The following is a 13,432-nucleotide window of genomic DNA, read 5'->3' as shown; positions in this document are numbered from 1 at the left end:
TCCAATGCAAAAGGGCCCCTGCTGATAATTCAGCAGGGGCTCTTTTGTGTTGGATGGTGGCGCATTGCACTAATCTACCACCAAATCAACTACGGCATTGACGACGGATAACGCAATGCTAAACAGCAACGCATTCAGCAGACCGTGCACGTCGAAGCTACTCATCAGAAAATCGGCCAGCTTGACGATGATGACGTTGATGACCAGCAGGAACAGGCCCAATGTGAGCACCGTGATGGGAAAGCCCAGAATCTTGAGAATGGGCTTTACTACCGCGTTCAGTACGCCTAGCACCAGCACCAAAATAGCTGCGCCTCCAAAACCGGTCAGCACCACGCCGGGCAGCACCATACTGAGGCCGTACACCAGCACAGCGGTGAGGATGAATTTGAGGATAAAACCAAGCATGGGAAAGAAAATTGAGGTGAGAGAAATTTAGTCGGCCACCTCCATTCCCTTGGCGGTGAGGCGGCCTTGAGATACGGCCATCCAGTTGCAAAGTTGGTAGAGCAGACGGGCGCCTACAATGCCGTTCCAGTCGCTGTCGCCGGGCGCTACTTCGTTGAGGTCGCAGCCGATGATGGTGATGCCGGACCGCACAATGGAGCGAATCAGGTACGTGGCTTCCTCAAACTCCAGGCCGCCGGGCACGGGCGTGCCGGTGCCCGGGCACAGCTTGGGGTCGAGGCCGTCAATATCGAAGCTGATGTACACTTTGGGGGGCAGCTGGGCGATGATTTTGCCGCAGACCTTTTTCCAGGACTTCTTGGCGAATTTTTCGTCGCTCAGAAAACGCTGGCTGAACAACGCCACCCGGCCATTGGAGGTAGCAATGTATTCGGCCTCCTGCTGGCACATATCGCGGATGCCCACCTGCACCAGCTTCTTCACCTGCGGCAGCTCCAGGGCATTGTGCATGATGCTGGCGTGCGAGTACTTGAATCCCTCGTAGGCCGGGCGCAAGTCGCAGTGCGCGTCAAACTGCAGAATGGCAAACTCCTCGTGGCGCTCGGCCAGCGCTTGCAGGTAGCCCAGCGGCGTGCTGTGGTCGCCGCCGAGCACTACCACGCCCTTGCCCTCATCGAGCAGGGCGCCAGTTTTTTCCTTCAGCCATTGCACCATCTTCTCGCCCTCTGCCGTGACTTGGGCGGGCACGCTGCTGTGGGTGCTGGTTCCACTTTCGGGTTGGCCTTCTTCCAGCCAGGTGATGTATTCGGCAGCTTGCGGACGGAGCTTGTTGCTGGCCTGCAGAATGGTTTCGTCCTCGTCCTCCATGGCCAGGCCCAGTTTCCAGGCGTCGGGCATATCCGGGTCGTACAAGTCGACCTGCAGCGAGGCCTCGTGAATAGCGGCGGGGCCTTGGGCGGTGCCGGCGCGGTAGCTCACGGTCACTTCCCACGGCACGGGCACTACCACCACCTGGGCTTCCTCGGGCGTGAAGGGCAGGCCGAACAAGCCACCGGCGGCATCGCCGGGCGCATTGGGGTCGAAGGAAGCTATTTTTTTGGCCCGCGCGGCCTCGTTTTTAGACATCGGTGTTGGTATTGGAAGTAAGATTATAAAAACCAAGGCCGCCAAAGGGAATAAATCCACTGGCGGCGTTGGACAGAAAGCGAGGCAATCGGGCAAGCACGCCGGCAAAAATGGCGCTAATACCCAGCTTGCTCAAATGGAATGGAACGAAGACCTAAGCCGACATCTGACTTCCTAAAAAGTCGTAGCTGCGAATGATTTCGAGAATTTTCGTAAACGTCTCGCGGTCAAAAAAGAGCATAAGCGGTAGTTCCACCATGTTGTCCTTGTCGGAAAACTGGGTAATCACCGAGAAAATAAGGGGCTGCAGCTGGTGCTCGGGCAGCAAGCCATCCATCACGTCGGCAATGTCGCCGTGCGGGGCCGTGGGTGGCGCGCCGTAGATGTTGGCCTTCAGTATATTGGCCAGCTGGGTGACAAGTGCCCCGGTGATGATATTGCTGATTTCCAGCAGCAGGGATTCCTGTAGCTCGTTCACCTCCAGGGTTTCGGTGGTTTGCATGCGCAAACACACCCGGGACAGGCGCTGAATGTGCTGGCCGGAGAAGAACATCAGCGTCGTGCCATTGAAATCGCCCCGAATGTCGGATTGAATCGGAACGTGCCGGGACTGGTACTCGCGCACACGGGCCAAGATGTCGTCGCTCACGAGCAAGTCGATATTCGGCACTTCCAACAAAACCCGTTCCTGGGCAATTACGGCGAACGAATCGGCGGCGCGAGCCAGGCCGATGTTCAAAATCTCGCGAATTATATCACGCTCTAAGTCGGTCATCGATAAATCCATAACGTCGATAATAGGGGAAGTGCAGCTGCGAGGACTGAGATGAAAAAGAAAGAGAAGTTAAGGCCGTTTGGTAAGAAACAAACGACTGAGCGCTGGCACGTCCAGCACAAGACACACTTGCCCGCTTCCGAGCAACGTGACCCCCCCAAAAAGGTCAATAGTGTCCAAAGGCTTACTTAGGGGCTTAATAACAATGTTCTGCTGGCGAATAAACCGGTCAACTATCAAGCCCAAACGACGGCTATTATAGTTAACCACCAACACATGTTGGGTACCCTCAATGTCACTTTTATGAGCTGAGGGCAAAGGCTCGTCGCCCTCGTCGTGAAGGAGTTGACGCAATGGCACCAGCGGCACGCTCTGCTCGTGTAAATACGTAACCATCACGCCCCCAACGATTGAAATCTGGCCGGGATGCAAGGCCAGCACTGTGTCTGTGTGCATGAGCGGAATGGCGTAGGGCCGCTCATTTACCTCAACCAGCAAAGCGCCCTTCACCGCAATTGAGGTAGGCAGAACCAGTGTAAAAGTGGTGCCCACGCCCAATTCGGAGTCAACGCGCAACTGCCCACCCAACGAATCCAGGGCCAGCTTGACCACGTCCAGCCCCACGCCGCGGCCCGAAATATCGGTCACTTGCTGGGCCATCGAAAAGCCGGGTTCAAACAAAAGCGCCCACACGGCCTGCTCGTCCAAAGCGGGGGCGGCCTTGGCAGTGATGAGGCCGCGCTCTATGGCTTTGCGGCGCACGGCTTCGGTGTCGATGCCGCGGCCGTCGTCCCGCACCTGAAGCAGCACATCGTCGCGCTCCGTCATGGCCGACAATGTGAGCTCACCTATCGGTGGCTTGCCGGCTTTCAGGCGGTTTTCGGTGGTTTCGAGGCCGTGGCTGACGGCATTGCGCACGAGGTGCAATAGCGCATCGGTGATGATTTGCAGGATGTTGCGGTCAATCTGCACGTCCTGGCCGCTCAAGGTCAGCTTTACTTCCTTGTCTTCGGCACTGGCCACGTCGCGCACCACGCGGGGAAACTTATTGAGCAGCACCCCCACGCCTACCAAGCGGGCATCCATCACGCTGTACTGCAGGTCGTCGGAGATGCGGAACAGGTGCTGAGCCGTGGCCAGTAGCGCGGGGTTGTCGAGTTCCTGGGCCAGGGTCATAATCCGGTCCCGGTCAATGACCAACTCTCCTACCAGGTTAAGCAGATTATCGAGCTTCTTTACCTGGATATAGACCAGGTCCGAGAGCTCCATTTTGCGATTGGATTCCTCTTCGGTTTCGGCCGCTTCTTCCTCTTCCAGAATGGGCGCTTCGCCGCGCACTACAAGGTCCAGGTTATGGAGCAGCGCGGTGGCATCCGGCAGCGGCTGGTTAGCACCTACGGCCCGAATCATACTCCCCAAGGCGTCAACCCCAGCGAAAACAACCCGAATCAAGGCGCCGCTGAACTCCCGCTCCTTATCCCGAATAAGACCAAATAAGGTTTCCAGCTGGTGCGCCACTTCTCCCAAATCGGTGAAGCCCATGGCGCGGGCGTTGGCCTTGAGGTTGTGCATGAGCCGGAACAGCTCGTTGAGAGCGGGTCCGGCGTTGGGGTTGCGTTCCAGCTCGCTCAAATGCCGGCTCATGGAGTCGTAATACTCCAGCGCCTCGGCCATAAACAGCTCCCGATATTCCTGGTCGCGCGTTTTCATTGGCCGGATATCCTTGCGTGAAGAAGGAGAGAATCTACCGCGCACAGCCGAGTCCCGCCGTTGCCGGCGGATTGTAAGCTTACACGGATAGATGAAAGCCGCATCTTACGCGGTTTGCTCGCTCGCGCCGTTTTGCAACGCCGCGCCCACAATTTCCAGCACCTTCTCTTCCGAGAACGGTTTCACGATGTACGCCATAGCGCCGTTCTCGATGGCTTCGGTCACGATGACCTCCTGTCCTACTGCACTGCACATCACCACTTTGGCTGAAGGCTGAATCTGGCGCAGGCTCTTGAGTACGTCCAGACCGGTGTTGTCGGGCAGAATAACGTCGAGCGTAATCAGGTCGGGTTCCGTCGAAGCGGCCATCTCCAGTGCCTGAGCACCGTTGGCCGCCTCGCCCACTACTTCGTAGCCGGCATCGGTGAGCATGTTTTTGAGCATCGTGCGCATGTAAAAAGAATCGTCGACGATGAGAATGCGCTTGTTCATGGGAATGGCTGACTTAATAATAATTTCGATTTGGCTGCCGGGCCCTCTGGCTTGGCCCCGGGTTGTACGGGGAAGTGGTTACGAAGATGCCATTTTGCCCGGCAGCCGCATTACTTCGCTTGGTGTGAGCAGCTTGCGCATGTCCAACACGATGATGATTCCGCCTTCGGGCAGTTTGGCAATACCCTCCAGGTACTTATCGCGGGTACTCGAATCCTGCACGAATTCGGGGGCGGGCTCAATCTGGCTTAAAGGCAGCGTAAATGGCCGGGGCACTTCGCGTACCATCAGCCCCAGGGTGTAATCGTCGGCTTCCACGGCCACCGTGTACGAGCGTTCGGGTACGGGACGCCCCTCCGGGCGCAGTCGAAACCGCTCTTCCAGGTCGATGATGGCAATAATGTCGCCCCGCAGGTTGGCAATGCCTTTGATGAATAGCGGGGTTTTGGGCATGCGCGCAACCTCGGGCGTTACCGTCACTTCCTTTACTTGCTCAATGCGGATGCCATAATCCTCATCTCCCAGCCGGAACACGATGAGTTGAACCCGCTCCGTCGGTTTGGCGCGCTCGGTTTTTGAGGAAGTAAGGGAAGGTGTGGTCTCGGCCATATTATGAGTGGTTGGGCAGTAGTCAGAAAAAATAGTAAACAGCCGGTTGCCCCTAAAACAGAGCAATAACCGGCTATTTAATATGTGATGCTACTACTTGGCTTTGGCTTTTGACTTGGACGCACTGGGTGTCTCGACCTGGCCCTTGGTGGGCTCTTTGCGGTTTTTAGCGGCATCGGGCTTGGGCGCCGCTGGCTTTGCTGCTGGCCGTGGGGCGGGCGCCGGAGCTTCGGCGCGCAACGGCCGCACCCGACGTTCGATTTTCGTAGGAACTGGAGCCGCCTCAGGAGCAGCTTCGGCCCGGCTGGTACGCCGCACCATGCCATTCCGCCGGTTGTTCTCGGCATGGTCGGGGGCATGCTGCTCGTTCTGGCTTTGGCCCCGGCGGGCGGTCATGCCCGCTTGCGGTGCCGGAGCATACGACTCGCGGCCCCGGTAAACGTCGCGGACACTGGCCCGACGAATGGGTATCGGCTCGGGCTCCGGCTCGTAGGAGCTGAGCTGGAAGGTTTCGAGGCCCGCCTGCAGGTCGTCGGCGATGTCGGTGAGGCGTTGCGAGCTGGTGGTGAGCTCCTGCATGGCCGTGGAGAGCTGCTTGGCCGTGCCGGCCACCTGCTGGGTGCCGGTAGCCGTTTGCTCGGCAATGGCTACCACTTCTTCCACGTACTTCACCACGTCGCCAATCGAGGCTTTCTGCACCTCGGTAGCCGTGAGAATGTCGCGCGAGGTGCGGAGCGTTTCGCCGCTGCTGGTGGCAATGTTCTTAAAGGCCGAGCTGGCTTCGAACGTGGCATTCTTGCCTTTCAGTACCCGGTTTTCCATGGTCGAAATAGCGGTGGCGGCCGAGGTGGTGTCCTTCCGAACGTCCTCTACCAGCGTAGCAATTTCGTTGGCCGACTTGCGGGAGCCTTCGGCCAGCTTGCGGATTTCTTCGGCTACCACGGCAAAACCACGGCCGGCTTCGCCAGCCCGGGCGGCTTCGATGGCGGCGTTCAAAGCCAGCAGGTTGGTTTGCGAGGCGATGTCGGTAATCACACCCAGCGACTTGCTGATTTCGCCCGAACGGGTGCTCAGTACTTCGATGGTGCGCGAGGTCTGAGAAGCGGCGCTGGATATTTCTTCCATGTTTTTCACCACCTCAGCTACGGTTTTCAGACCCAGTTGCGAGGTTTGCTCACCCAGGATGGCCGACTTGTTCACCACGTCGGCTTTGTTGGCCGTTTCCTTGGTGGCCTGCATGATTTCTTCAATCAGCTTGAAGGCCTGGTCTGTTTTCAAGGCCTGATTCTGGGCGCCTTCGGCCATCTGCTGCATGGCCAGCGCCACGTCCACGGTCACGCGGCTCATCTCCTGGCCTTTGCCAGCCATTTCTTCCGAAGAAGTACCTACAATCTGCGAGGAGTCGTTGATTTCGCCAAGCAGCTCGTTGAGGTTTTCCACGGCCAGGTTAAGGGCGTTGGACATGGCGAGGATGTCGCCCGTGGTGGGCACTTCCACGCGCTGGGTCAGGTCGCCTTCCGAGATGGCCCGCACCACGCGGCTCACTTCCAGTACCGGGGAGGCAATGGATTCGATGAGGCCGTTGAGGGTGTCCACCAGCTCTTTCCAGGAGCCCGACACGCCGCCTACGGTGGCGCGTTCGGTCAGCTTGCCCTCTACCCCGGCCACTTTGGCCACGCGGCTTACTTCGGAGGCCAAGCGGTTCAGGTCGTCCACCATGCTGTTGATGGTGTCGGCCAGCTCGGCTACTTCGCCTTTGGCTTCGAGGGTCAGCTTCTGGGTAAGGTCGCCTTTCGATACGGCGGTTACCACCTTCACCAGGCCCCGCACCTGCGTGGTGAGGTTGCTGGCCATGTAGTTCACGTTGTCGGTCAGTTCCTTCCACACGCCGGCCACGTTGGGCACGCTGGCCTGGCCGCCGAGCTTGCCCTCGGTGCCCACTTCCTGGGCCACGCGGGTTACTTCGCCGGCGAAGATGTTGAGCGAGTCCACCATCTGGTTCAGGTTGTCCTTCAGGTCCAGCAGCTCGCCATTGACGTTTACCGACACTTTCTGGCTGAGGTCGCCGCGCGATACGGCGGTGGCCACGTTGGCAATGTCCCGCACCTGACTCGTCAGGTTGCTGGCCATGGTGTTCACGTTGTCGGTCAGGTCTTTCCAGGTGCCGCGCACGTTGGGCACCGTGGCCTGGCCGCCGAGCTTGCCTTCGGTGCCTACTTCGCGGGCCACGCGGGTTACCTCGTCGCCGAAGATGTTCAGCGAGTCCACCATTTCGTTGAGGTTTTCCTTCAACTGCAGCAGCTCGCCGCGCACGTTCACCGTGATTTTCTGGCTCAGGTCACCTTTCGCTACCGCGGTTGCCACGTTGGCAATGTCGCGCATCTGCGAGGTTAGGTTGCTGGCCATCGTGTTCACGTTGTCGGTCAGGTCTTTCCAGGTGCCGCTTACGCGGGGCACGTTGGCCTGGCCGCCCAGAATACCTTCGGTGCCCACTTCGCGGGCCACGCGGGTTACTTCGCCAGCGAAGATGTTGAGCGAGTCCACCATCTGATTGAGGTTGTCCTTCAGGTCCAGCAGCTCGCCTTTCACGTCCACCGTAATCTTCTGGCTCAGGTCGCCTTTCGATACGGCGGTGGCCACGTTGGCAATGTCCCGTACCTGCGAGGTCAGGTTGCTGGCCATGGTGTTCACGTTGTCGGTCAGCTCTTTCCAGGTGCCGCCGACGCGGGGCACCACGGCCTGGCCGCCGAGTTTGCCTTCGGTGCCCACTTCGCGGGCCACCCGGGTTACTTCATCGCCGAAGATGTTCAGCGAGTCCACCATCTGGTTGAGGATGTTCTTCAGCTCCAGGATTTCGCCTTTCACGTTCACCGTCATCTTCTGGCTGAGGTCGCCGCGGGCTACGGCGGTGGCTACGTTGGCAATGTCCCGCACCTGCGAGGTGAGAGCCGCGGCCATATCGTTTACGTTGTCCGTCAAGGCTTTCCACACGCCGGCCACGTTCGGCACGGAAGCCTGGCCGCCGAGCTTGCCCTCGGTGCCCACCTCCTGGGCCACGCGGGTTACCTCGCCGGCAAACAGGTTCAGCGAAGCCACCATCTGGTTCAGGTTCTGCTTGAGTTGCAGGAACTCGCCTTTTACATCGACGGTCACCGTCTGGGTCAGGTCGCCCTTGGCTACGGCCGTGGCCACGTTGGCAATGTCCCGCACCTGACTGGTCAGGTTGCTGGCCATGTAGTTCACGTTGTCGGTCAGGTCCTTCCACACCCCGGCCACGCTGGGCACGGAGGCCTGGCCACCGAGGCGGCCTTCGGTGCCTACTTCCTGGGCCACGCGGGTCACCTCGCCGGCAAACAGGTTGAGCGAGTCCACCATCTGGTTCAGGTTCTGCTTCAGCTGGAGCAGCTCCCCTTTTACATCGACGGTAACTTTCTGGCTCAGGTCGCCCTTGGCTACGGCCGTGGCCACGTTGGCAATGTCCCGCACCTGAGAAGTCAGGTTGCTGGCCATGTTGTTTACGTTGTCGGTCAGCTCCTTCCACACGCCGGCCACGTTGGGCACGGAGGCCTGACCGCCGAGCTTGCCCTCGGTGCCCACTTCCTGGGCCACGCGGGTTACCTCGCCGGCAAACAGGTTGAGCGAGTCCACCATCTGGTTCAGGTTCTGCTTGAGCTGCAGGAACTCGCCCTTTACATCGACGGTGATTTTCTGGCTCAGGTCGCCCTTGGCTACGGCCGTGGCCACGTTGGCAATGTCCCGCACCTGCACGGTGAGGTTCGAGGCCATGTTATTCACGTTGTCGGTCAGGTCTTTCCAGATACCGCCCACGTTGGGCACGCTGGCCTGGCCGCCGAGCTTGCCCTCGGTGCCCACTTCCTGGGCCACGCGGGTTACTTCGCTGGCGAAAATATTGAGGTTATCAATCGTTTTGTTGATGGTTTCGGCCATCAGCTTGAAGTCGCCCGACACCGGAATCTGGAAGCTTTCGTCCAGATTGCCGCGGCTGATGTTCTTCAACACCTTGCTTACTTCCAGTACCGGCACGGCGATGCTGTCAACGAGGCCGTTGATGTTGTTGAGCATGTCGCGCCAGAAGCCCGCGGCGCCGTCGGCCGAAGCCCGCGCCTTGAGGTTTCCTTCCACTCCGGCCACTTTCGAGATGCGCGACACTTCGCCGCCTACCCCGCCTATCATCTCCACCATGGAGTTGTAGGCTTCGGCGATTTCCGCGAAAATGTCGTCGTTCTGCTTGGTCAGGCGCACCGATACGTCGCCCTTCTTAAAGGCGTCGAGGGCAAATAGCACCCGGTTGAGCTGGTCGTTGACGTAGCCGGGGTCCTGCGTATCGAGGGAACCACGGGAGCCGCCTCTTTTGCGGGTCAGGTCGTTGTTGGTCCGGACCACATCCAGGGACGAGATGGCACCAGAATCCGGCATTCCACCGGGGTTATCTTCCGAAGCTGCCACGACCGCGGAACGACGAGGCTTGGTTTGCGGAGTCTTGGGGGCAGCCATATACTAATAGGAATCAAACGGATGAAAGGAGGAGGGATGCGAAGACGAAAGTACGCGGAATAAGCCGGAATGAGCAAAGCTTCGGCCGGTGGCGACGGGCGTGAACCCGGCAGGGTCAAAGTTATGTTTCGGCCCCCCCGGAGCGTCCCTATTATTTTTAAGTGCGGCGGTGCTGGGAATTATCCGGCATCTTTGCGGCTAAATTCAACATTTTCCCACGGCTGGCCGTTTCACTCAGGACTGCCTCCTTTCGTCTGCCGTCCCCCCTTACCCGCTCACATGGTCAAGAATTTAGTTATCGTCGAGTCGCCGGCCAAGGCCAAAACCATTGAAGGCTACCTCGGCCAGGATTACGTGGTGCGCTCCAGCTACGGGCACGTTCGCGACTTGCCCAAGGACAACAACGCCATCGATATTGCCAATGGATTTAAGCCTACTTACGTGGTGTCGCCCGACAAGCGCGAGCTAATTGCGCAGCTAAAAAAACTTTCCAAAGAGGCCGAAACGGTCTGGTTGGCGAGTGACGATGACCGCGAAGGGGAAGCCATTTCGTGGCACCTGGCCGAGACTCTGAACCTGCCCGAGACCAAAACGCGTCGCATCGTATTCCGCGAAATCACCAAAAATGCCATCCTGGCCGCCATTGCCGCGCCGCGCACGGTGAACCAGGACTTGGTGAACGCCCAACAGGCCCGCCGGGTGCTCGACCGCCTTGTGGGCTTCGAGCTGAGCCCGGTACTGTGGAAAAAAGTAAAGCCGGGCCTGTCGGCCGGCCGGGTACAGTCGGTGGCGGTGCGCCTGGTGGTGGAGCGGGAGCGCGAAGTAGCGTCCCACCTCTCGGCCAGCGCCTATCGCATTGTGGCGCGCTTCGACGCCGGCCGCGGCGCGGTGCTCGAAGCCGAGCTGCCTACCCGCTACAAAGTGCGGGACGAAGCCGAAGCCTTTTTGCAGCGCTGCCTCGGGGCCAAATATCAGATTGAAAGCCTGGATAAAAAGCCCGGCAAGCGCAGCCCAGCGGCCCCGTTCACCACGTCTACGCTGCAGCAAGAGGCTTCACGCAAGCTCGGCTTCTCGGTGGCCCAAACCATGAGCGTGGCCCAGAAGCTGTACGAGGCTGGCAAAATCAGCTACATGCGGACGGACTCGGTGAACCTGTCGGGCGAGGCCATGACCGGGGCCCAAAATGCCATCACGGCCGCCTACGGCGCCGAGTACCACCACACCCGCACCTTCAAAACCAAGTCGGCTTCGGCCCAGGAGGCTCACGAAGCCATTCGCCCCACCGATTTCGCGCTGGTAAAAGCCGGTTCCGATGCCTCGGAGCAGCGCCTGTACGACCTGATTCGCAAGCGGGCAATGGCTTCGCAGATGGCCGAAGCGGTGATTGAGCGGACCACGGCCGTTATCGGCATCAGCACGCAGCCTGGCGTCACGTTCACGGCTACCGGCGAGGTCATCACCTTCGAGGGTTTTCTGAAAGTGTATGCCGAAAGCAAGGACGACGAGGACGAAGAAGAAGCCAAGGACGCCGAATCGAGCTTCTCGCGCGGCCTGCCGCCGCTAAGCGTGGGCCAGGCGATGCCCCTGCTGCGCCTGAGCGCCACGGAGCGGTTTTCATCGCCGCCGGCCCGCTACACCGAGGCTTCGCTGGTAAAGAAGCTGGAGGAAATGGGCATCGGCCGGCCTTCCACCTACGCCCCCACCATCAGCACGGTGCAGAAGCGTGGCTATGTGGAAAAAGACACCCGTGAGGGCAAGGAGCGCAAGTTCCACGTGCTGACGCTGGACGAAGCGGCGGTGAGTACGGAAGTGAAAACCGAGAACTACGGCGCTGAGAAAGCCAAGCTGTTTCCGACGGACACGGCGATGGTGGTGAACGACTTTTTGGTGGAGCACTTCCCCGTGATTGTGGACTTTCAGTTCACGGCGAAGGTGGAAGACGAGTTCGACCAGATTGCCAACGGCCTGGAAGACTGGACGCAAATGCTGACCAATTTCTACGGCAATTTCCACGCGACCATCGAGGCCGGGCAGGAGATTGACCGTAGCACCGTGGGCACCACCCGCGAGCTGGGCACCCACCCCGAAACCGGCGAGCGCATTTCGGCCCGGCTGGGCAAATACGGCCCCTACGTGGCCCTGGGCGACACCGAAGGCGAAACCAAACCCGCCTACGCCAACCTGCGCAAAGGCCAGTTTATCGAAAGCATCACCCTGGAAGAGGCGCTGGAGCTGTTCAAGCTGCCGCGCGTGGTGGGCGAGTTTGAGGGCAAGGACATGACGGCCAACCTGGGCCGCTTCGGGCCTTATGTGCGGCACGACAGCAAGTTTTTCTCCCTCACCAAGGAGCAGGACCCGCACACCATCAACGCCGAAGAAGCCGTGGCCCTGATTGAGCTCAAGCGCAAAACCGACGCCGAGCGCCTCATCAAGGCTTTCCCCGAAAACCCCGATATTCAGGTGCTGAATGGCCGCTTCGGGCCCTACATTGTGGCGGGCAAGAAGAACGTGAAGATTCCCAAAGGCGAGGAGCCCACCGAGCTAACCCTGGAACGCTGCCAGGAGCTGGCCGACGCCACGCCCGACAAACCGGCCAAAGGCGGCCGCTTCGGCAAAAAAGCGGCCCCTGCAAAAGCTGAAAAGGACGCCGACGCCCCGGCTAAAAAGGCGGCCAAAGCCACTGCCGCCGCTAAGAAACCAGCGGCAAAAAAGCCTGCCGCCGCCAAAAAAGCCACCGCCGCCAAGAAGCCCGCTACTGCCAAGAAGCCAGCCGCTAAAAAGCCAACGGCGGCGGCAAAATAATCAGCAGCATATTACGTTATTCGCATACGAAAAGCCCGCACCTCGCGGGCTTTTTTTGTTGCTTAATGCTGCTGTGAAGAAGAAAACACCTCTACTGCTGCTCGCGGCCCTGGGTTTGCTGGCCTGCCAGTCCGATACGGCCGATACCGCGAAAGCGGCCGTTACTAGGGCCACGCCGCCAACTCTGGCCCCACGCCCTGCGGGCCTCTCCTACCCCTGGCAGGCCCAGCTTGGCCCGGCCACGCAAACGGTGGCGGTCCGATTCCCGGCCCCCGCCGGCAGCCGGCGCGTGGCTACCGCCGCCGGAAGCTGGAGCGAGTGGCTGCGGTGGCTGCCCCTGAAACCAGCCGGCACCAGAGCCCTGCTCTACAACGGGCAGCCGAAAAACCGGCAGGACGTGGTGGCGGCCGTGGTCGATATCGACGTGCCGCCCCAGGATTTGCAGCAGTGTGCCGACGCCGTGATGCGCCTGCGGGCCGAGTATTTATTCAGCCACGACCCGAATAAAATCCATTTTCATCTCACCACGGGCTATGATTTCTGGTTTTCAGATTTCGTGGCCGGCAAGACTTTCAAGGTGCGCGGCGAGGAGGTGACGCCCGCCGCCCGGCCGGCCGAGGCGCCCACCCACGCGGCCCTGGCCCGCTACCTGGTGCCCACGTTCGGCTACGCGGGCACGCTCTCGCTGAGCAAGGAGCTGCGACCAGTGCCGCTCAGTACGGTACAGCCCGGCGACGTATTAATTCACGGCGGGGCGCCCGGCCACGCCGTGCTGGTAGTGGATGTGGCCGAAAACCCGACTTCTCACCAGAAATACGTGCTGCTGGCCCAGAGCTACATGCCGGCTCAGAACGTCCATATCCTGCGCAACGTGGACGGCCCCGAGCTGGGCGCGTGGTTTTCGGTACCGGCCACGGCCCAAGCGCAGTTTTTTACGCCCGAATGGGACTTTGACTGGGAGGAATTAGGCCGGTTTTAAGCGTTGATTCACAAGCC

General features: G+C 59.9%; 10 protein-coding genes. 2 read left to right on the top strand and 8 right to left on the bottom strand.

All coding sequences use genetic code 11. The annotated features are described in order from the left end of the window. Positions 1 to 69: 69 nt before the first annotated feature. The 8 genes from GM79_RS20405 to GM79_RS20375 all read right to left on the bottom strand — a co-directional run bounded on the left by GM79_RS20405 (position 70) and on the right by GM79_RS20375 (position 9,556). The gene (locus tag GM79_RS20405) at positions 70 to 408 is read right to left on the bottom strand and encodes a phage holin family protein (protein ID WP_035567463.1); all 339 of its coding nucleotides are present in this window, start codon (positions 406 to 408) and stop codon (positions 70 to 72) included. Between the two features lie 27 nt (positions 409 to 435). Further along, positions 436 to 1,533: an agmatinase family protein gene (locus tag GM79_RS20400; protein ID WP_051719128.1), complete on the bottom strand. Its 1,098-nt coding sequence runs from the start codon at positions 1,531 to 1,533 to the stop codon at positions 436 to 438. Beyond that, positions 1,526 to 1,669 carry a hypothetical protein gene (locus tag GM79_RS25640; protein ID WP_161787229.1) on the bottom strand — a complete coding sequence of 48 codons (144 nt, stop codon included), beginning with the start codon at positions 1,667 to 1,669 and terminating at the stop codon, positions 1,526 to 1,528. The genes GM79_RS20400 and GM79_RS25640 overlap by 8 nt, the downstream gene beginning before the upstream one ends. An 18-nt stretch (positions 1,670 to 1,687) precedes the next feature. Next, positions 1,688 to 2,320 carry a chemotaxis protein CheC gene (locus GM79_RS20395; RefSeq protein ID WP_235184130.1) on the bottom strand — a complete coding sequence of 211 codons (633 nt, stop codon included), beginning with the start codon at positions 2,318 to 2,320 and terminating at the stop codon, positions 1,688 to 1,690. Between the two features lie 57 nt (positions 2,321 to 2,377). Then, positions 2,378 to 4,018 (bottom strand): chemotaxis protein CheA, encoded by a 1,641-nt coding sequence (locus tag GM79_RS20390; RefSeq protein ID WP_035567460.1) that lies wholly within the window; start codon positions 4,016 to 4,018, stop codon positions 2,378 to 2,380. A gap of 105 nt (positions 4,019 to 4,123) precedes the next feature. Continuing rightward, positions 4,124 to 4,510 (bottom strand): response regulator, encoded by a 387-nt coding sequence (locus GM79_RS20385; protein ID WP_035567457.1) that lies wholly within the window; start codon positions 4,508 to 4,510, stop codon positions 4,124 to 4,126. Positions 4,511 to 4,588: 78 nt separating this feature from the next. After that, positions 4,589 to 5,119 carry a chemotaxis protein CheW gene (locus GM79_RS20380; protein WP_051719127.1) on the bottom strand — a complete coding sequence of 177 codons (531 nt, stop codon included), beginning with the start codon at positions 5,117 to 5,119 and terminating at the stop codon, positions 4,589 to 4,591. Positions 5,120 to 5,212: 93 nt separating this feature from the next. Further along, complete coding sequence (locus tag GM79_RS20375; protein ID WP_235184129.1) at positions 5,213 to 9,556, bottom strand: HAMP domain-containing protein; 4,344 nt, start codon at positions 9,554 to 9,556, stop codon at positions 5,213 to 5,215. A 357-nt stretch (positions 9,557 to 9,913) separates the two neighbouring features. Between GM79_RS20375 and topA the strand changes: the two genes are divergently transcribed. Both topA and GM79_RS20365 read left to right on the top strand, forming a co-directional pair. Continuing rightward, positions 9,914 to 12,436 carry a type I DNA topoisomerase gene (gene topA, locus GM79_RS20370; protein ID WP_035567454.1) on the top strand — a complete coding sequence of 841 codons (2,523 nt, stop codon included), beginning with the start codon at positions 9,914 to 9,916 and terminating at the stop codon, positions 12,434 to 12,436. Between the two features lie 73 nt (positions 12,437 to 12,509). Beyond that, entirely contained in the window at positions 12,510 to 13,415 is a 906-nt protein-coding gene (locus GM79_RS20365; RefSeq protein WP_161787228.1) for a DUF4846 domain-containing protein, read from the top strand. Positions 13,416 to 13,432: the final 17 nt, after the last annotated feature.

Source organism: Hymenobacter sp. IS2118 (assembly GCF_000715495.1).
Taxonomy (GTDB): Bacteria; Bacteroidota; Bacteroidia; order Cytophagales; family Hymenobacteraceae; genus Hymenobacter.
Note: the sequence above shows the minus strand (reverse complement) of the source record. Positions and strands in the feature narration are given on the sequence as shown.